General features: G+C 64.2%; 17 protein-coding genes and 1 tRNA gene. All 18 read right to left on the bottom strand.

Annotation, left to right across the window (positions count from 1 at the left end; genetic code table 11):
• Window positions 1-129 precede the first annotated feature (129 nt).
• Window positions 130-1500, bottom strand: coding sequence for an ATP-binding protein (locus tag AC1RGE_RS18800; protein WP_492584817.1), 1371 nt, complete (start codon window positions 1498-1500; stop codon window positions 130-132).
• Complete coding sequence (locus tag AC1RGE_RS18795; RefSeq protein WP_019094554.1) at window positions 1476-2141, bottom strand: response regulator; 666 nt, start codon at window positions 2139-2141, stop codon at window positions 1476-1478. Before AC1RGE_RS18795 ends, AC1RGE_RS18800 begins: the two co-directional genes overlap by 25 nt.
• Window positions 2142-2251: 110 nt before the next feature.
• Window positions 2252-2686: a hypothetical protein gene (locus AC1RGE_RS18790; RefSeq protein WP_019094553.1), complete on the bottom strand. Its 435-nt coding sequence runs from the start codon at window positions 2684-2686 to the stop codon at window positions 2252-2254.
• Between the two features lie 28 nt (window positions 2687-2714).
• Window positions 2715-3482, bottom strand: coding sequence for a COG4705 family protein (locus AC1RGE_RS18785; protein WP_492584815.1), 768 nt, complete (start codon window positions 3480-3482; stop codon window positions 2715-2717).
• A gap of 99 nt (window positions 3483-3581) precedes the next feature.
• Complete coding sequence (locus AC1RGE_RS18780; RefSeq protein ID WP_011062902.1) at window positions 3582-4217, bottom strand: thioesterase domain-containing protein; 636 nt, start codon at window positions 4215-4217, stop codon at window positions 3582-3584.
• On the bottom strand, window positions 4214-7279 hold the full coding sequence (locus AC1RGE_RS18775; RefSeq protein WP_492584813.1) for a non-ribosomal peptide synthetase: 3066 nt from the start codon (window positions 7277-7279) through the stop codon (window positions 4214-4216). Before AC1RGE_RS18775 ends, AC1RGE_RS18780 begins: the two co-directional genes overlap by 4 nt.
• Before the next feature lie 4 nt (window positions 7280-7283).
• Entirely contained in the window at window positions 7284-8294 is a 1011-nt protein-coding gene (locus tag AC1RGE_RS18770; protein WP_492584811.1) for a zinc-dependent alcohol dehydrogenase, read from the bottom strand.
• Window positions 8294-9637, bottom strand: a complete 1344-nt coding sequence (locus AC1RGE_RS18765; protein WP_072442692.1) for a 3-phosphoshikimate 1-carboxyvinyltransferase — start codon at window positions 9635-9637, stop codon at window positions 8294-8296. The genes AC1RGE_RS18770 and AC1RGE_RS18765 overlap by 1 nt, the downstream gene beginning before the upstream one ends.
• The gene (locus tag AC1RGE_RS18760; protein WP_011062905.1) at window positions 9634-10842 is read right to left on the bottom strand and encodes a Coenzyme F420 hydrogenase/dehydrogenase, beta subunit C-terminal domain; all 1209 of its coding nucleotides are present in this window, start codon (window positions 10840-10842) and stop codon (window positions 9634-9636) included. The genes AC1RGE_RS18765 and AC1RGE_RS18760 overlap by 4 nt, the downstream gene beginning before the upstream one ends.
• 113 nt (window positions 10843-10955) lie before the next feature.
• Complete coding sequence (locus AC1RGE_RS18755; protein WP_019094547.1) at window positions 10956-11423, bottom strand: GNAT family N-acetyltransferase; 468 nt, start codon at window positions 11421-11423, stop codon at window positions 10956-10958.
• Window positions 11424-12359 (bottom strand): DMT family transporter, encoded by a 936-nt coding sequence (locus AC1RGE_RS18750; protein WP_125062103.1) that lies wholly within the window; start codon window positions 12357-12359, stop codon window positions 11424-11426. It lies immediately after the preceding gene.
• A 10-nt stretch (window positions 12360-12369) separates the two neighbouring features.
• A complete protein-coding gene (locus AC1RGE_RS18745; protein WP_492584809.1) occupies window positions 12370-15243 on the bottom strand; it encodes an AMP-binding protein in 2874 nt (957 codons plus the stop codon).
• A gap of 21 nt (window positions 15244-15264) precedes the next feature.
• Window positions 15265-16503 carry an aspartate aminotransferase family protein gene (locus AC1RGE_RS18740; protein WP_065365363.1) on the bottom strand — a complete coding sequence of 413 codons (1239 nt, stop codon included), beginning with the start codon at window positions 16501-16503 and terminating at the stop codon, window positions 15265-15267.
• A 448-nt stretch (window positions 16504-16951) separates the two neighbouring features.
• A tRNA-Lys gene (locus AC1RGE_RS18735) sits at window positions 16952-17027 on the bottom strand.
• Window positions 17028-17090: 63 nt separating this feature from the next.
• Entirely contained in the window at window positions 17091-17792 is a 702-nt protein-coding gene (gene queC / locus AC1RGE_RS18730) for a 7-cyano-7-deazaguanine synthase QueC (RefSeq protein WP_011063010.1), read from the bottom strand.
• Window position 17793: 1 nt separating this feature from the next.
• A complete protein-coding gene (gene queE, locus AC1RGE_RS18725; RefSeq protein ID WP_011063011.1) occupies window positions 17794-18441 on the bottom strand; it encodes a 7-carboxy-7-deazaguanine synthase QueE in 648 nt (215 codons plus the stop codon).
• Window positions 18442-18607: 166 nt separating this feature from the next.
• Entirely contained in the window at window positions 18608-19420 is an 813-nt protein-coding gene (ybgF, locus tag AC1RGE_RS18720) for a tol-pal system protein YbgF (protein ID WP_011063012.1), read from the bottom strand.
• Between the two features lie 6 nt (window positions 19421-19426).
• A complete protein-coding gene (pal, locus tag AC1RGE_RS18715) occupies window positions 19427-19924 on the bottom strand; it encodes a peptidoglycan-associated lipoprotein Pal (protein WP_003227510.1) in 498 nt (165 codons plus the stop codon).
• Window positions 19925-19965 lie beyond the last annotated feature (41 nt).

The following is a 19965-nucleotide window of genomic DNA, read 5'->3' as shown; positions in this document are numbered from 1 at the left end:
CCACCGGCTCCGGACCGCTTAAGGCCCCGCCGGGAGAGTGAGTTCATCAGGTACGGACAACATTGGAGCCGCGCAAGGCTACAGAATATCCAGGGTATTCAAAAGCCTATTCTGCCCAACAGCCGCGCCCTACCCTGCCGGCGGCACCTGCACCCGGGCGAAAGCCACCGTCACACACAACCCGCGTTTGGTCCGTTGGTCGGAGTAATCCAGCCAGACCCGGCCGGCATGCCGATCGGCAATGGCCTTGACGATGGCGAGCCCCAGCCCGGAGCCCACTTCATCGCTGCCCAGCCCGCGATGGAAAGGGTCGAACACGCGCTCGCGCTCAGCCACGGCAATACCCGGCCCCGAGTCGCTGACCTGCAGCAGGATCTCGTCCTGCACCTGGGCCACCGACAGGTCTACCCGCCCACCTTGCGGGGTATAGCGGATGGCGTTGTCCACCAGGTTCTTCACCAGGGTCAACAGGTCCTCCTGGCTGATCAGCACCTGCCTGTCCGGCCCACCTTCCAGGCCGATGTCGATCGCCTTGGCCTCCGCCAGGGGCAGCAGGTCCTCCAGCACCCGGCGGTACACCCCGTGCACCGAGACCGGCTCAACCCGGCCATTGATGGCCGATTGTGCAGACGCCAGCCCGAGCAATTGATCGATCAGCTTCCTGCCGCGCTCGATCCCCCGGCGCAACAGTTGCAGGCGTTCCCGAGCCAGGCTGGGCATCTCCACCGATGCCAGGCGCTCGGCCTGCAGGGACAAGGCCGTCAGCGGCGAGCGCAATTCATGGGCGGCATCCGCCACGAAACGCCGCTGCGTCGTCATGGACTGAGTCACCCGCAGCAACAGGCGATTGATGGCCCGCACGAAAGGCCGCACCTCGGTCGGCAGATGGCGCTCGTCGATCGGGTGCAATTCCTGCTCGTCACGCAGATCGATCTCGGCCGCCAACTGCTCGATGGGACGAAACAGTTTGCGCACCAGATCGGCAATCACCAGCAACAGCACGGGGAACAGGATCAGGAAGGGCAACAGTCCACGCCAGGCGCTTTCCCGCGCATCCCTGTCACGAGCGCCGGTTTCCTGGGCCACGGCAATCCGCAGGCCAGCGCTGGTGGTCTTGACCAGCACCCGAAACGGCTCGCCGCCCACCGTCAGGGTCGACAGACCGTCCGCCAGGGTGGTGGGCAGCGGCAGGGGGATTTCGGCATCACTGTCCGCCGCCGCCCTGGCGCCATCGGCCAGGTATTGAACGACCACCCTGGATTCCTCGTTATCGTCGGCGACGACCTGCCCCGGCGGCGGGTAGGCCAGGGTCATGTGCTGGCGCTCGAACAGCGCGGCCACCTGGCGCAGGGTGTTGTCCTGCATCTCCAGGGCCTCGTCGAAGGCCGAGACATAAGCAAAGACTCCGGCCAGCAGCGCAACGATCAGCACCGCCACTGACAGGGCAATGGACAGCCTGAGCTGGACCGACTCGCTCAGACGTCTTTTGAAACCATCCATCCCATCCCCCTGACGTTCTTGATCACCTGGCTTCCCAACTTGCGGCGCAAGGCATGGATCAGGAACTCCACCGCATTGCTTTCCACCTCCTCGCCCCAGCCGTAGATGCGGTCTTCCAGCTCGCTACGGGAAAGAATCGCCCCCGGGCGGATCAACAGCGCCTGCAACAAGGCGAATTCGCGGTTCGACAGCTGCACCGCAGGCTGCTCGAACGAGCTTGCCTGTTTCGATACCGGGTCCAGCGAAACCACACCATTGCCCAGCAGCGGTGCCGCGCTACCGCCTTTGCGACGCATGACCGCACGCATTCGCGCCAGCAGCTCGGCCATGGCGAAGGGCTTGAGCAGGTAGTCGTCCGCGCCGCCGTCCAGGCCTCGCAGCCGGTCATCGAGGCTGTCACGAGCGGTAATGATCAACAGCGGCACCGGGTTGTTACGGCGGCGAATACTGTCGAGCACCTGCAACCCGTCCTTGCCGGGCAGGCCGAGGTCGAGCAGCACCTGGTCGTAATGCTGGCTGTCCAGGGCAGCCAGGGCGGTCACCCCATCGCTGACCCAGTCGGCGGCGTAGCCTGCATCCTTGAGGGCGCCCTGTATCGCCTCGGCGATCATCCCGTCGTCCTCCACCAGCAAGATCCGCATAGTGCCTCCGTAGTGAAACAGGCCCGGCCTGCGCTTGAGCAAGGCCGGGCCCGGGTCGAGTCCCCCCAAGGGTAATCACTCGCCTGCCGGTCTGCTGGAAAAGATGAGGGTCAGGCCTTGCCTTGCAAGCGACTGAACGTTGCCAGCAGATCGTCCATCGCCGACTTGCACTCGGCCTGTTGCGGGGTGCCGGCGCGCAGGGCGTCAAGTGCTCGGTCGATGCCCTTGTCCAATACATGCCAGTCACCGGCGGCACGGGGCTTCAAGCCGGCTTCGGCGGAGTCCCAGGCAACTTCCAGATCCTTGATCCGGCGCTTCGCCCCCGCCAGGTCCTGCTTGTCCACCAAGCCGGCCACATCACGGGCAATGGCCTGGAACTCGGCCAGGTCGCCCAGCCTGGAGGCCGTGGCCCCGGTAGCCTGGGCTGAAGCGGCAGTGCCGGGCTTGGGCGCATCGGCAGGCTTGGAACACCCCGCGGCCAGCCCCAGCAGGGCAATCATGGAAAGGGTCGTGGTGTAGCGAATGGCAGAGCGGATAAAGGCCATGATGAGTCCTTGAGTGAGGGTCGGATAATCAGTGGGAAAGGCGCTGACGGTTGTTGACGTTGAGCTGCGCGACGGTCACCAGCAAAAGAATCACGCAGAGGAAGATTGCGCTGGTCCAGGTGGCGCCCAGGCCCAGGCCACCGTAGGTCTTGGCTTGTGTCAGCAGGTCGCCGAGGGCGGCGCCTAACGGTCGGGTGAGGATGTAGGCGATCCAGAAGGTCAGCACCGCATTGCCCCCCAGGCGCCAGGCCACCAGGGTCACGGCAATCAGTGCGGCAAAGATCAGCGCTCCCAGGGTAAAGCCGAGCCCCAGCGCCTCGGTGGCCAGGTCCCCGGCGGCGGTTCCCAGGGCGAAGGTGCAGAGCACGGTGGCCCAGTAGAACAGCTCGCGTCGCGGGGTAACGATCTGGCGGATCGACAGATTGCGCTCAACGGCGTACCAGACAGCGAAATTGACCGCCAGCAAACCTGCAAACACTGCGGTGCTGAGGTACAGGCTGATGCCCAGCTGATCGGTGAGCACATCGGTGATCTGGGTCCCGACGATGCTCACCAGGACCACGCTCAGCCAGTAGATCCATGGCGTGTAGGTCCGGCTGCGGAACTGCGCGAACAGCGCCAGCCCCAGCAACAGGGCCATGCCGATGCTGGTCACGCCCTGCCCCAGGCCGGCGTCGACGGCCAGGTAGTCGGCGCAGGTTTCGCCCACGGTGGTGGACATGATCTTGATGATCCAGAAGGACAGCGTCACCTCCGGAACCTTGTTCAGCCAATCGGTCTTGCTCAGCGGCTTCATCGGGTGCCTCTCCATAACGGCGCGTGTATTGGCGCGAGGCAGAGGCTACGAGGGAAAACTTAGCTGGAACTGAGGGCACCCCGAACGGGCCGGCTTCGATCACCAAGCAATGCGCTGCAAGGCCCCAGGGTCCAGCAGCCAGGTGAGCACATCGGGGCTATTGATCACCGAGCCATGGTGGTGCTGCTCGTCCCGCCAGTAGCGATTGTCCTGGGCCGGATCGAGCCCCAGGCCCGGGGCCAGCCCCTCGGCACTGCGCCCGGCGGACAACAGCACATCCACCGCGCGCCCCTTCAGCGGCACCGCCTGCCATTGGGACAGCAGCAGGATATTGCCGTGCACGCACTCGCGATTGACCAACTGCGCGTCCACCAGGTCATCGACGTAGGCGTACTGCGGATCGGCCGCCAAACGCCGGGCAATGGCGTCAGGGGCCAACCCTCGAAGCTCGGCCAGCAGCGGCGGGTCCACCAACAGCAGCGGCCTGGCGGGTGCCGTGCTGCGGGCCACGCAACAGGCCGCCACATAAGCGCCGAAGGAGTAACCGAGCACCGCGTCCAGGGTCGTCAGCTCATGCTCTTGGGCAATCTGCCGGGCCAGGTCTTCGACACTGGAATAGGGCCAGTAGTCGCTGTAGTTGACCTGCACCAGCGACACCCGCCCCTTGAGTGCCCGGCCCAGGGCGGAAAAACAGATCGGATGGCCGACGAAGTCGGGAAAGCAGATCAGTTTCATTGACGTTGCCCCGCCGCGACAAAGGATTCGAGAAATGCCCTGGCCTGCGGCTCGGGCAGATAGCTGTTGAGCAGCACTTCGCAGCCCAGCGCCGACTTGACCACCGTCAGGTCGAGCAGGGTCTTGGGCCACTCGCTAACCGGGTTGGCAATCCGCGTTTGCAACCACCGGGCGTCACTGGCCGGCAGCTCGACGAAATTGCACAGGAACGCCGGAGCAAAGCCGTACAGGCCCAGGGCCGCGAGTATTTCCTCGTAACCCAAGGCCGCCCGGGCCAGCTTGGCATTCAGGTAATCCATGCAGGCCTGTGGCTCGCAGCCTTCGGCGAAGCGCCCGGGAGCCAGGGGCACGGGCACCGTGTAACTGGAGAATCCGCTGATCACCGAACGCTCAGCCCAGGCGAACAATAGATTGACGATCGGCGCCTCTATCCCCAAGCCCTCGGCGCAGCCCTGGCGAAACGCCTGCAACAGGTGAAACAGACGCTGCGGCGAGGCCAGCTTCATCGGGTCCATGGCCAGTGCCGCGCGCAACTGCAGCGCCTGGGCAGTGGCCGCCGGCGCCGGGACATCGGCCAGCGGCGCGTACTCCTCGGCCTCTTGCTCCCAGGCCTCGGTGCCGGCATCTGCCAGACGCTCATATTCCTCGGCCTGCATCAGGTTATTGCCGACAAAGGAAAAATCCGCCACCGGCGGCGACTGCACGCCCAGCGCCAACTGTTCCACGCTGCGCAGCAGGCTCAACTGGCCGACATGGTTGCCAAGGATGTGGTGCAGCCACAGCCCCAGGTGCAAGGTGCCGTCGATGCGCACCTTGAACAGGCTGCACAGGTCCTGCTCGAACAGTGACAGCGGCCGCTCAAGGAAATGCTCCACGCAGGCCTGCTGGCTGGGAAACTCCGCCACAGGCTCCAGCCACAGGCGCGCCGGCGGCTCGGGGGCCAGATCAAGACAGTACTCGCCCTCGACCCGCGCCACCCGACAGCCCGCCAGTGGATAGCGCCGCTTCAAGCCCTGGGCCAACGCCTGCAGGTCCAGCCCGGCGGCCGGCAACTGCTCGGGCCGGAACAGGTAGAGCACGTTGTTGGCCCGTAGATCCTTGTTGAACAGTTCGGCATACACCATCGACAACTGGCTCTTGTTCAAGCCGATCCAGCGGCTGTCGCCGGCAGCCGGCAACCGCCCGGAACCGCTGCGCAGCGCCTCCCGGGCGTGGCTGGCCGAGGTGGCGCGGACCACGGCAAAACGCCCCAGGTGAGTATTGATCGAAAACCCTGCATGGGCGGCGGGCAAGGACTCCTGCTCCGACTCGATCACGTAGTACTCCTGCGCACCGTTTTCCAGCAGGGACGCCAGGCCGGGTTGGGCCTGTAGCCAGTCCAGCAACTGGCCCAGGGTGGCCATGCGGTAGAACTGCTCCAGGCCCAGGCCTTCCCAGCCCAGGTGACGGTTCACCGTGCCCACCAGCTTGATCGCCGCCAGCGAGTTGCCACCGCTGTCGAAGAAGCTGCGCTGCAGGTCATGAGCCGACACGCCGAAACGCGCGAGAAAACGCCCTGCCGGCGAGTCGTCCGTTTCAGTGGCCGGCTGCCCGAGACACAGGCGCTGCTTGAGCTCAGCAATATCCAGCTTGCCGGAAGAGCGCAGGGCAAAGCGCTCAACCTCGACAAATCGCGACGGCACCATGAACGGCGGCAGGCTTTGCCGGCCATATTCGGCCAGCACCCGGGGCTCGACCCCAGGCGCCTTGAGGTACACCAGCAGCAACTGCGCTTCGGTTCCCTGGTCATCCAGCAACACCACACAATCGAACATTCCCGGGTAACGCTTGAAGGCGGCGGCGACCTCGGTCAGCGACAGGCGCTGGCCACGCAGCTTGATCTGGTCATCGCTGCGGCCATGGAAGTGATAGAGCCCCTGGCCATCCCGGGAAACCAGGTCGCCACTGCGGTAGCAACGCAGCGTCCGGCCCTGCCATGGCAGGTCGATGAAGCGCTCCCGGGTCAGCCCGGCATCCCCCAGATACCCCGGGGACAAGCCGCCCCCGGCGATCAGCAGCTCGCCGGGTTCATCCACCTCGCACGGCTGCCCGTCAGGGCGCAGCAGCAACAGGGTGGCATCGTCCACGGCCTGGCCGATGGGAATGTCCCGGGTGCTGTCGAAGCTGCGGGGAATGGCATAGACACAGGTACCCATGGTGTTTTCCGTGGGGCCATAACCGTTGTAGAGAACCAGCCCATCGGCGGCAGCATAGGCCTGGCGGACATGCCCTGCGGACAGGACCTCACCGCCGACCATCAGCCGCTTGACGCCCCGCAGCCAGCCGCGGTCGATATCGACGAAGGTGTTGAACAGGGTCGAGGTCAGCCACAGGCTGTCGACCCCGGCCTCGTGGATGTAACGATGCAGGTGTTCCAGGGTCAGGGCGCCGGGAACATGGATATGCAATTCGCCGCCATTGAGCAGCGCGGTCCAGATCTCGAACTGCGAGGCGTCGAAGGTCAGGTTCGAGGCGTACAGCATGCGAAAGCCCGGCTGCAGCGGAAAATGTCGCGGCCGGTCGCAGAACCCCAACACCCCGCGATGGGTACAGGGAATGATCTTCGGCGCGCCGGTGGTGCCGCTGGAAAAGTTCACGTACACCGGCTCGGCACCGCATAGCGGCGGCCAGCACGCAGCCTCGTCCGTGGGCGCGAGCAACTCATCCAGCGCCAGATACCCCGGGCCACCGGCAACCTCCGGCGTGACCCGCCAGCGCACGCCACTGCGTTCACACACCGACTGGTTCCACTGGGGCGGGTTGTTGCGGTCCAGATAGCAGTACGACAGGCCGGCCCGCACCATGCCCACCAGCAGCACCAGTTGTTCAATCGAGCGCTCCACCTCCAGGCCCAGGGTGCTGCCAGGCGTCAGGCCCAAGCCCAGCAAGCGGGCCGCCACCTGTGCCGAACGCTGTTCCAGCTCCCGGTAGCTGAGCCGTGCGCCGTTGCAGCTCAGCGCGGTATCCGTGGCATGCCGGGCGAAGACGTCGTCCAGGCACGAAGCAATAGATAGATGAGCCATGCCGTCACGCTTCCCTGTGTTTGATCAGGTTGATTCCAGGGGCGAAGAACGCCGCGCCGTTGTAGTGCGCCAACGCCTGCCCCAGGTCCATCTCGACCCGCTGCAAGTGCTTCAGCCAATCCTTGCCGGCCACCAGGTAGTCGAGGCAACGAGCGATGTTGCGCTCCACCGTGGCTTCCCCTGCCGGGCACTGCACGCTCTTGCGCCCGTGATGGTAGGCATCGTCGCGGTAACCGTTACCGCAGCGGGACACGTTGATGATGTCGATGTTGCCCATTTGCGGCGAGAGCTCCAGGGTCAGGCTGACCCGCCCGACATTCACCAGCCGCGAGCGGCCAGCCCCGTTGCCCTGCGGACTGAGCAGGGCCAGCAACCGCGGGAACAAGGCGCTGATATCAGCATCGATGCACAGGAAGATCCGGGTGAACTGCCCGGCCATCGCCCCCGGCTCGGCCAGCAGGTCGAGCACCTGCACCGGCAGGCCCGGGTCGATGGCGGCGGGGTTGAGGTCCGCGCCCCAGATCCGCGCACCATGACAGGCCGCCACCAGGCTCAGCATCTTGCCCACCAGGCCCATGCCCACCACCAGGATCTGCTCCCCCGCCTGCAATTGCGCACGGTCCACCGCATGCACCGCAGTGGCACCCAGGGTGGCAAGAATCGCCTGGTCCTGGGTCAGTGGCGGCGGTACCTTGCACACCAGCCGCTGGGGCACCTGGATCCAGTTGGAATGGGTGGCAATCTTCCAGCCCATGGCCACCACCCGGTCCCCCGGCTGCACGCCTTCCACCTCGGGCCCTACGGCGCTAACCACCCCGGCCGCGCAATAGCCCAGCGGCAGTTGCTCGCCACTCTCGCGTACCTGCTGCAGGTAATGACGCTCGGTGCCCGGGCTGACCATGGAGTAGTCCACCGCCACCTGCACTTCAGTGGCCGCCAGGGCGGCCAGAGGTTCATGCACGGCGATCACGCCATCGGCGCCACAGGCGGTGAGTGTGTATCGGCTGCTGCTCATCAGGCCTCCCGTCCGGTCAGGCGATCCAGGCACTGGGCAAACCCTGGAAATGAAGTCTGGTAGCAATGCCCTTCGAGGATGGTGGCCTGCAGCCCGTGAGCCAGCAGCAGGACGTGGGCGGTCATCGACAGGCGATGGTCACCGAAAGTCGGGATCGCTCCCTGCACACTGGGCACCTGCCCGCCTTCCACCCGCACGTCGTAGCCGTCGACCTGGTAGTCCAGGCCCAGGGCATTGAGCATGCTGCGGGTGGCGGCGATCCGGTCCGACTCCTTGAAGGTCAGCTCGTAGAGGTCACTGAAGGTCGCGCTGCCGGGCAGCACGCAGTTGATGGCCAGGGCCAGCGGCACTTCGTCGATCATTGCGTGGAACTGGTGCTTGTCGCGCAAGTCGTGAGCCCTGGGCTGGCCACCCCCGCGCAGCAGCAGGCGGCCCACCGGCTCGCCATGACGAATGCTGTCCACCTCCAGGGTCAGGTTGAAACCACAGGCCAGCAGCCAGTTGAAAAAGCCCAGGCGCGTAGGGTTCAGGCACACATTGTCGAAGCTCAGACGCTGCTGCTCCTGGTGGCGGTTGCACAGCAGGAACAACGCCGCCGGATAGGCAATGGCCGAGGGGTCGCGAGGGATGCTGATCTCCTCGGGAATCGCGCAGTCCCGTGGCTGGTAGTGGATCTGCAACTGCTCGTCCAGCAGCCGGTCGCCAAAACTGTTGATGATGCGCTGGGTGTGATCCCGGGCCACCACCGGGTACCGGATCGACATCGGCTTGCGTGCCGCCACCCCGGCAAACAGCAAGGTGCTGATGGCCTGGGCGCTGCCGATGTGGATCTGCGCCGCGCCGCCGCGGAATGCAGCCTGGTGGATACGGATCGGCAGCGCGCCCGGACGCCCCAGGTACTCCAGGTGGGCGCCCATCTGGTTCAGGGGCTCGACGATCCAGTCGAAGGGACGGTTGCGCAGGGTTTCGTCGCCATCGACGATGCACGGCACATTGAGCCCCACCAGCATCCCGATCAGTAACCGCGCGGCCGCGCTGGAGGGCCCCAGGTCGACCCGCCGCTCGTGGGTCGCCAGGGCGAACTCACCGCTGATCTCCAGGGTCTGGGGCGTCTGCCCTGGCGTCACCTCAAGGCCCAGTTGCTGCAGGGCATCGAGCAACAGGGTCACCGCCTTGCCGCGGTTCAGGTCCCGCAGGCGCACCGGATGCCGGGCCAGGGCGGCAAACAGGATCATCCGATGGCTGATGGACTTGTCCGATGGCAGGTAGCCGTCGATGTTGGCCCAGACTTGCTGTTGGCGGCCGAGGGTGAAATCGATGGGCCGGTCCGGGTAATCGATCATGGGCTACTCCTGTATTTGGCGGGGTTGATCAGTTCGGCGTCGTCCACCAGCGCTTCGTCCTCGAAGTGGTCGCCCACCCCGGGGCCGGCGGGCAACACCAGCGGCTGGGTTTCATAGAAGCGCCGACGGTTCTTCTTGCGTTCAAGGCCGAGGTTGAAGCCCCCAAGGTCGACTCCCCAGCTTTCCAGCCGGCCATGGGTGATGGCGCTGTCCACCAGGGCCTGGCCCATCTCGGTGCGGATCAGCGCGCGGCCGTGTTTCTGTTCTTCGGAACCGTTGAGGCTGGCTTCGAAAATGTTGGGGTCGCCGTCACACACGCTGACGTCGGCCAGCCCGCTCATCCAGTCACCGCAACTGAGGCAGCGAAAGGTCTTGTTATCCTTGAGCTTGCCGAGGATCTCCCAGAAATCGATGCCAAAGGTCTGGCTGTCCAGCAAGGTGACTTGCAGCCGGCCGGGGTAATCGCCTTCGCGGTACTTGATATCGCGCACCTGCTGCGGGTCTTGCCCCAGCACCTCGCTGATGATGCTATGGGTGCCGGCCGGCAGGGTGTTGGAGGAGCAGGCGGTCTCGATCACGCAGATGATTCGGCTGCGGGCCCAGTGGCCGATGGCCGTGTCCCGGCGCTGCAGCTTGCGGATCGCCTGGACGTGGCAGGCCAGCCCCACCACGGCGATGCGCGCGTCCGGCTGCTGTTCGTAGCATTCGCGCAGGGCATTGAGGTAAGGCGCCAGCTGGTAGGTGGACTGGGCATTGTTGATGATCGCCGCTGCAGCGCTGCCCAGTTGCGGCGCGCTGCGCCAGCCCTGCCCGGGGTGACGGCCCATGGTCAGGGTCAGGTCCACGTCAAAGTGCTCCCGGGCGGTCAGCAGCAAGGTGGTGGCGGTGCCGCCACTGGCCGAGCGCCGGACTATCTGCGGGTCGGTGGAACGCGCACCGATGGCCTGGCGGCTGATCCCCAGCCAGCGCTCTTCGGCGCGGCGGGTACGGCCGAACAGTTCCAGTTCGGAGCGATCGGTATCCGGCTGCAGCCCCGGGCACACCGCCAGGCACTCGGTGCAGCTTTCACAGCTGTCGCCGATGCCCTCCAGCAGCGGCACCACCCGGTCCGGGTCGAAAACGATCACCTGCTGTGGGCACACCAGGGCGCAGGCGCCGCACCCGGCGCACAGATTCTGATCGAGCACCGTCAATTTCAATAACATCCCTGTCATCTTGGATAAGCCTCGTGTGCCGTTTTCCGGGTGCAGCCGGCCGCGCCCCCGCGAACCGGGGACGGGCAAGACCTGCTGTGCTGAAGTGGCCGCTGACGGTCAGATCAAAGCGGGCGTTCCATCTTGATGATCTCGATGGACACCGGGCTGTTGCCGCGGCTGAAGGTGCCCTCGCCGATCTTCTGGAAGCCGTGGTAGGCATAGAAGCCTTCGGCCGTCAGGGTCGCCTCCAGGTAGGCCGAGCTGGCACCGCTGGCCCGCAGCCGAGCCAGCGCCACCTCCAGCAGACGGCTGCCCAGGCCACGCCTGGCCACATCGCCACGGATGAACAGCTTGCTGACCTCATTGCCGTCGAGTTCGACGAACCCTTCGATCTGCTCGCCCTCGGCCAGCCACAGCGATCCCTTTTCCACGGCTTCGCGGTAGGTTTCCGGGGAGCGCCCATCGAGCCACATGCGGATCTGCTGATCGCTGTATTCAGAGGTGCACAGGCGCTCTACCGAGTTGCGGTGGGCCTCGAAAATACCGATCAGATCGTCCGTGGTGGCCTGGCGTATCCGTACATTGCTCATTCAGCTGAACTCCACTTTCTTGGGGGCGGGGTGGTAGCGAAACTTGAAATTGATCAGGCTGCCCAGCATCACCAGGGCACTGCCGAGCATCAGGTGCAGGCTCAGGGGCGTTTCCCCCAGCCACACCGACAGGTAGCTGGCGCCGATGGGGTACAGCACGCCGACGTAGCCGGCGTTCTCGGCGCCCATCCGCTTGATCAGATCGATGAACAGCACGAACACCAGCGCCGAGCACACCACCCCCAGGTACAGCAGGATGCCGAGATCGGCCAGGGTGCCCGGCAGTTGCAAGCCATGGCCGCCCAGCAACAGGCTGACGGCGTATAGAGCGCAGGCCCAGCCGGCCGCCACCTTGTTGATGTGCAAGGTGCCGAGCTGGCAGGTCTTCTGGATGTGCTCCGAAAGCACCGATCCGATGGCCACCGCCAGGAAGGAAGTCAGGCCCAGGGCCACCCCCGCCAGCGACAGCGGCCGCCCCGGATCGCCAAGCATGAACAGCCCCAGCCCGGCGATGCTCACCAGTGCGCCGAGCAGGTTGTGCAGGGCGACCGGCACATGCAGGAACAGGCGCTTGATGCCGATGATGTAGAAAATCACAAAGGCGCTGAGGCAGGCCATCTGCGCACTGCCCAGGTAAGCGGTGGCCAGGTAGGCCAGGCCGATGCCGGCATAGAAGTACACCGCCCCCACCCCGGCCATCAGCAAGTAGGCCTTGCGGGTTACCGGCTGCTGCGGGCCGGCGAACAGCCGTTGCCACAGCCACAGCACCCCGTAGGCAATGAGGAAGCGCAGCATCAGCGAAGAGCCGACATCGCTGTGTTCCACCTGCAGCGAAATGGCGATCCAGTTGGTGGACCAGATCAGCAGGCAGCCGAGGAAAATCAGCACGGCGACCAGTGAACGGGGTTTCTTGTTGTTATCGGGTAAGGCGTTCATGGAGGTTTCTCTAGCTCAAGGCAGCGGTGATCCCGATCAGCAGCGACTCCAGGCGTTCTTCGCCGAAGACCTGCGGGTCATAGTCGATTTTCAGCAGCAATTCGCCCGCGGCCAGGTAGCCGGTGAACTCCAGGTGATGGCTGGGGCTGCCCTGCATCAGTTGCAGGCTCAAGGGATGCACGCCGACCCGGGCCCCGGGCGGGTTCTCCACGGCGCCCAGGAAGTTGTAGCTGTAGCCGCAATCGAACAGGCCCTTGAGGCGCTCGGCCTCGGGCGTGGCGAAATAACGGTTGCCGAAGCTGTGGGCAATGCCCTGGCTGGCTTGCTGGCCGGCCTTGATTTCCCTGGCGATCTGCTCCAGCTCCAGGCTGGCAACTTGCAGCACCAGGGGGTAGATCACCGTCAGCCAGCCGAACACGCTGTTGAGCTCGGCGCCGCTCTTGTCCAGGGCCCGCCCATGGTCGAGCAAATGGACTTTCTGGAACGGGTTGTCATCGCTCTGGCTCATGGCGCGCAGGATGGCCGCCAGCAGCAACTGGCTGGTCTCGGCCACACCCTGGGCCCACTGCGGCAGGTCGCGGACCAGCCCCAGGCACAGTTCGGCTCGCCGAAAGGCCTCGCGCCGGGGAAACTCGGGGCGCTGCCCGGTCAACTGCACGCAGCGGCCCCAGGGCAGGGCTTCCCAGAACGCTTCATGGGTCGCCGCGGCATGCTCGCGCTGGTAGCTCTGCTGCCACTCCTCGAAGGCCGTCGGCCGCGGCCAGCTTTGCATGCACTCCAGGCCCTGCCCCAGGCATTCGTCCAGCTCGGAAACCAGCAGCATCCAGGAGTAGCGATCGACCTGGAACTGGTGCCCGGCAATGATCAGGTGATGGCCAGCGGCATCCTGTTGCTGGCTGAAGCAGAAGAGTTGCCCCTGGCTCAGAGAGATGGCTGCGCAGGTCCGCTGCACCGCTTGCTGCAGATCCGTCCCGGCGGGCTGCAGCCCCTGATCCTGAACGCCCGCCTCGATAAAGTGATGACGGAAAATTGCCCGCAGCGCCTGGCTGACTCGCTGTGGCTCCTGGCCGGCGGCTATGTCCAGCACCAGGGCCTGATTCCAGTGATCCAGGTCGCTGATGCCGCGGCTCAGCAGGAAGCGGCGATTGGGCAGGCCCTCGACCTGCGGCCGGGAAACCCCGGGCCGGGCCTTGGCCGCCGCCGCGTGTACCGGCAATTGCCCCAGGGCCTGATCCGACAGCAACTCTTCCAGGTCCAGCACCAGGCCCTTTCTCTTCAGCGTGGCAACCACTTGCAAGGCCCGCAGCGAATCGCCGCCATTGTCGATAAAGCTCTTGGCCCGGTCCGGGCTCTGCCCGCCAAGTACCTGGCCGATGGCTTGCCAGAAAGGCTCCGGTGCGGCCTGTGCCGGCTCCGGCGCCGCCATGGCACGGGCAGCCAGTTGCGCCAACGCCTGCCGGTCGATCTTGTTGTTGCGGTTCAAGGCAAAACGCTCCACCAGCAGGAAGCGCGCCGGCACCCGGTGCGCCGGCAGTGCGGCCCTGGCGGCCTGACGCAGGAGGTCTTCGCCAAGGCTGGCGTCACGGGCAATGACAAAGGCCACCAGGGCCAGGTTGTCCCCGGCCTGATGGGCGATCACACAGGCTTCCCGTACCTGGGCCAGAGCCTTGAGCTCCGATTCCACCTGGACCAGGCTGACCTTCTGCCCGTTGATCTTGACGATGGAATCCTTGCGCCCCAGCAGGCGTAGGGCGCCATCGGGCTGGCGGCACGCCAGATCACCGGTGGCGTAGCACTGGCGCTGCGAGTCCAGGGGGCTGGGCTGGGTCAGCTCGACGATCAGCCCGCTGGCCGGGTCCAGGCGCCGGGCCACCAGGGAAGAATAGAGCAGCAGTTCACCCACCCCTTCGCCGTAGGGCTGCCCCGGTTCCTGGGCAATGTCCAGGGTGACGCCTTCCACCGGCCGGTCCAGGGCCCAGGTCGGGTCCTGCAGCGTCTGCCCCTGGTCGATGCGGGCGTAGAGCGCGGTGGTGCATTCGGTCGGCCCGTAGGCGTTGAACAGCTGCGAGCCTGGGGCAAAGGCGTGGTTGAAGCGCTGGATGTCCGAGGGGTGGATGATCTCGCCGCCGATCACCAGTTGCTTGGGCCGGGCATAGACGGCGCTCGCATCGGTGTAGAAGGCACGCAGATAGGGCACCGTCATATGCAACACATCGATGTCATGTTCGGCGATCAGCGCCTCGACTGCGGCGAAGTCATGCTCCCGGGGGTTGAGGCTGCACAGGGTGGCGCCAGTCTTCAGGCTGGCGAAGATGTCCATCAGGCCGGCGTCCCACCCCATGGAAGCCAGTTGCAGCACACGCTGCCCGGGGCCGATTCCGACATAGCCGATGTAGTTGTCGATGTGCCGGCCCAGGGCCTCGATGCGCTGCACTATGGCCTTGGGCTCGCCAGTGGAGCCGCTGGTGAAGATCACGTAGTCCTGGCAACGCAACGGGTATTCCCGGCCAGGGGGCACGGGCCGGGGTTGCAGGTGCTGCAGGTCGAGCACCGGCAAGGAACGGGTCAGTTGTGAACCAGGCCGTGTCGTGCCATTGAGGACCAGGTTAACGCCCAGGTGCTGGAGCACCGGCATCAACTCGTCGAGGTTGCTCGCCGGGTCGATGAACACCACTCGCCGGGCGGCGGACAAGGCCGCGATCAACGCCGCATACATGGCCCGGCCATGGCTGGCATACAGCGCCAGCACCGGCTCCGGCAGCCCTTGCAGCTCGGCGCTGACCCCCTCGCGCAACTGGTCGAGCGCGGCAAAGCCAAGGCTGCCCTGGACATCGATGACACCCGCAACATCGGTACCCGCCATGCGGGTAAAAGCCTGCAACATGATATCCCTGCCTTGTTGTTATTAGAGGGAGCGACAAACGCCCTGCAGCGTCTGCATGAATGCCTGGATTTCCTGCTGGGAGATGCTCAGTGGCGGGGTCAGCTTGACCGTTGCCGGATTGCGCCCGCCGGTGCGCACGATCACCCCGTGCTCCAGCAGACGGTTGCGCAGCGCCAGTACATCAGCGCCCTGGCCCTGGCCCTCGAAATCGAAGGCGAGCATCATGCCGCGGCCGCGCACATTGACCACTCGCGCGTCCTGGCCCCCCAGGCCTTCCAGGGCCTGGCGCAGGTACGCGCCGTTGCTCGCCGCCCACTGCCAGGGTTGTTCCTGGTGGTAGATATCCAGCACCTTGGAAGCCACGGCACAGGCCAGCGGCATCAGGGTGAAGGTGGAGGAATGCTCGGCATAGCCCAGGCAGTCCACCAGTTCCGGGCGGCCTACCACCGCGGAAATCGGCAAGCCATTGCCCAGGGCCTTGCCCAGCACCAACAGGTCCGGCAGCAGTTGCGGGTTGCTGAAAAACGGCGTCCCGGTGCGGCCAAAACCGGTGTAGATCTCATCGAATATGGTGATCACGCCGAAGGTCCTGCCCAGTTCGACAATCGCTTCGAGCAACGCCAGAGGCACCGGATACATGCCCTCCGCCGCCTGGATCGGCTCGATGATCAGCGCCGCGGGCAAGCAATTGGCCTGCTGCGCCTGGCGCAGATCCTCGGCCAGTTGCTCACGCCACAAGGCGGCCAGGGCCGGGTCCTGGTCGGCGTCATAGTCCAGGGCCAGGGCGGTCAGTTGCAGGCTGTCGCCACCGGCCAGGTGCTTGCGAAAACCGCGGTTGGAGGTCACCGACAGGGCGCCCTGGGTCTTGCCATGGAAGGAATTGTGGAAATACACCACGCCCTGGCGTCCGGTAGCGGCGCGGGCGATTTTCAGCGCCACCTCGATTGCCTCGGCACCGGTGACCGCGCCAAACACCGAAGCCTGCGCATAGGGCACCAGCCCCTCCAGCTTGGCGACCACTTCATGGCGCTGCGGGTTGTCGATGTTCCAACCGGTATGGATCAGCAGTTCGGATTGACGCTTGAGGACTTCGACCAGGTCATCGCGCTGATAACCCAGGTTGGCGGCACCGCTGCCACCGGACATGTCGAGGAAGGATTTGCCCTGCTCATCGTAGAGAAAGCACCCCTTGCCACGAATGACGGAAGGGCTGGAGGGGGCACTGCGCCTAACGGATATTGCAACTGCTTCTGTGAACATCCTGTCACCTTGAGTAAGCCGGGCTTGTGACTCACGCACAGACTCAGGGACAGATTCGTACAGGCAGGGCAAAGCCCTGCTGACTGCGAAGTTACCGACCCTGGTATGTGTTCTCCTTGCCAGGGACGCAACCCCTGTCGGCAATGGCGGCAAGATTTACGCGGGAGGCATTTGCGCTGTCAACGAGCCCCGCACTTATTCTGAATTTAAAGCGATAACCCCTGAAAAAAAGGGGGAATTCAGATAAAGCCCCTGAATTTATCAAGGTTTTTAGAGATGAGCCCGGCTACCGGCAAAAGGCCAGCCTCTGCAGAAGAGTTGATATTCAAGCAGTGAGAAGAAGGCAAGCTGAGCAGCTGAGTGGCGGGATCAAGGTTTTTTCAAGGCAAAAAAAAACCCGGAAATCCTCACTTTCGTGGGCCTTCCGGATTTTCTAAACCGCCAAATATGGTGGGTCGTGTGGGATTCGAACCTACGACCAATTGGTTAAAAGCCAACTGCTCTACCAACTGAGCTAACGACCCGCTGTGTGGTGGCGCGTATAATACTGATTTCTAACGGGAATTCAACACCCTATATGAAAAAAATCAAAAATAAGGTGTTGGATCACTGATTCCGGCCGCCTTGAAGCCTTCAGCACGCAAACGGCAGCTGTCACATTTGCCGCACGCGTGGCCGCTATCGTCTGCCTGATAGCAGGAAACCGTCAGCCCGTAATCAACCCCCAGGCGCACACCGGCCTGGATGATCTCGGCCTTGCTGAGGTTCTGCAGCGGCGCCTGGATACGAAAGCCCTGCCCTTCGACACCGGCCTTGGTCGCCAGGTTGGCCATGCGCTCGAAGGCTTCGACGAACTCGGGACGGCAATCCGGGTAACCGGAATAATCCACCGCATTGACACCGATGAAGATATCCCGCGCGTGCAGGACTTCCGCCCAGCCCAGGGCCAGGGACAGGAAGACGGTGTTGCGTGCCGGCACGTAGGTGACAGGAATGCCCTCCCCCGGCGCCTCTGGCACCTCGATGGTGCTATCAGTCAGTGCCGATCCGCCAATACCGTTGAGGTTCAGACCGATCACCTTGTGCTCCACCACACCGAGGTCCCGGGCCACGCGCTCGGCGGCGTGCAACTCGGCCCGATGGCGCTGGCCGTAATCGAAGCTCATGGTGTAGCAGCGGTAGCCTTCGGCGCGAGCCATGGCCACCACGGTGGCAGAGTCCAGGCCACCGGACAGCAGGATCACGGCACGCTTTTCACTCGAAGATGGGTTCTGTGCTTGTTCAGTCATGTCAGCGCCCCGGCTCGTCATTCCACAGGTATTTATGCAACTGCAGTTGCAGACGTACTGGCAGGTTGTCGGCGACGATCCAGTCCGCCAGGTCTCGTGCATTCAAGTCATGGTGGCTGGGCGAAAACAGCACTTCGCCGGCGCGTCGCTCAAGACCGTACTGGATCAGCTTGGACACCGCCCAGTCATAGTCCTCGCGGGAGCAGATGACAAACTTGACCTGGTCGTTGGCGGTCAGCAGCTCGATATTCTCGTAGCGGTTGCGGTGCGCTTCCTTGGAGCCGGGAGTCTTGAGATCAAGGATCCGGCTGACGCGCGGGTCCACCGCAGAGATATCCAGGGCACCGCTGGTTTCCAGCGAGACCTCGTAGCCGGCATCGCACAAGTGCTGGAGCAAGGGAATGGCATTGGGCTGGGCCAGAGGCTCGCCACCAGTGACGCAGACGTAGCGAGGGCGGAAACCGGCAACCTGCTCCAGCAGGCTGTCGAGGGTCCGCTGGCTACCGCCGCTGAACGCGTAGGCACTGTCGCAGTATTGGCAACGCAACGGGCAACCGGTCAGGCGCACAAAAACCGTGGGCAGCCCGGCAGTCCGAGTTTCCCCCTGCAACGAGTAGAAAACTTCGGTGATTCTCAATGTGTCTTGCATAGTCGCCACGGGCGTAACAGCTAAACAGGCTGTCCGCCTCCGTCAGGCACTTCAAGGAACCCCGCCATCGCGCAGATCCCAGGAAGCGTGTTTCAGAAAAAGGGCATGGATTCTAACGAAAAAACCCGCGACAAGCGCGGGTTTCTTGTAACGGAGACCAACGCACTTACATGCGCTGCAGGTCCCGTTGGGCCAACTGAGCGGCGGAAGTGCCCGGATACTGGGCCACCACCTGCTGCAGGATGCCCTTGACCCGGTCGGTGTGACCGAGACGACGCTCTACGTCAGCCAGCTTGTACAGCGAATCCGGCACCTTGGCGTGCTTGGGATACAGCTGGGAAACCTTGGCAAATGCCTGGCCCGCGCCTTGCAGGTCGCCTTTGGCCAGGTTCACTTCACCCAACCAGTACTGGGCATTGCCGGCGTACTGGCTGTTGGGGTACTTGCGCAGGAATGCCGAGAAGGCCTGGCTGGCCTTGTCGAAATCCTTGGCCTTGATCAGGTCGAAGGCAGCATCGTAGTAGAGCTTTTCCTTGGCCGGATCACCGGGTTCGCTACTGGCGGCTGGCGCCTGAGCAGCGGCACCGGCAGCGCTGTTATCGCCACCGGCAGAAGAATTCTCAGGAGTTGCGGCAGGTGCGACACCGCTTCCTATGCGTCGATCAAGATCCTGGTAACGCTCCAGGCTTTCTTGCTTCATCCGCGCTACATCATTTTGCAGAACTTCGATCACACCCTGTTGGCGTGCAATCTGTTCCTGCATTTGCTGTAGTTGCTGGAACAGCTCGCCCTGTGCCGAGACAGGGGTCGAAACCCCTCCCCCGGCATAGGCGCCGTTCGTGCCATAACCCGCTGGCGGATAACTGCTCCCGCTATTGTTATAGCCGGAGTTGTTATCGACCACAGGAACCGCAGACCACGCCGCAAGCGGCGTGAGACTGAGAGCCAAAATAGTTACAGCACGACGGCACGTTCGCATGACGAATTACTTACGCAGTTCGACGCGACGGTTTTGAGCCCAGGACTGCTCGTCGTGGCCAGTAGCAACTGGACGCTCTTTACCGTAGGAAACCAGCTCCAGCTGTGCAGGGGAAACGCCCTGCAGAACCAGGTAGCGCTGAACGGCTTTAGCACGACGCTCGCCCAGAGCCATGTTGTACTCACGAGTACCACGTTCGTCGGTGTTGCCTTCCAGAACAACGCGAGCGCCGTTTGCTTTCAGGTCTTTGGCGTGAACGTCCAGAGCGCGCATGGCTTCTGGCTTCAGGTCCGAGCTGTCGTATTCGAAGTAGAAGGTGGTGATTGCGCGCAGAGCAGCTTCTTCGCTCAGGGAGCCATCAACAGCACCGGTGTTAGCGCCGTAACCAGCGTTTGGATCAACAGCGCCTTCACCGGCATTGTCGCCGCCTTTGGAGGAGCAACCTACAGCCACAGCCATGGCCAGAGCCAGCGCAGCAAACTTACCAAACTTCAACATTTCCATCGTGAAACTCCTAATGAACCCCAGTGTGTTAAGTGAAACAT

Source organism: Pseudomonas sp. GW823-FHT02C05, assembly GCF_058797595.1.
This window is presented reverse-complemented; position numbering and strand designations above follow the sequence as displayed.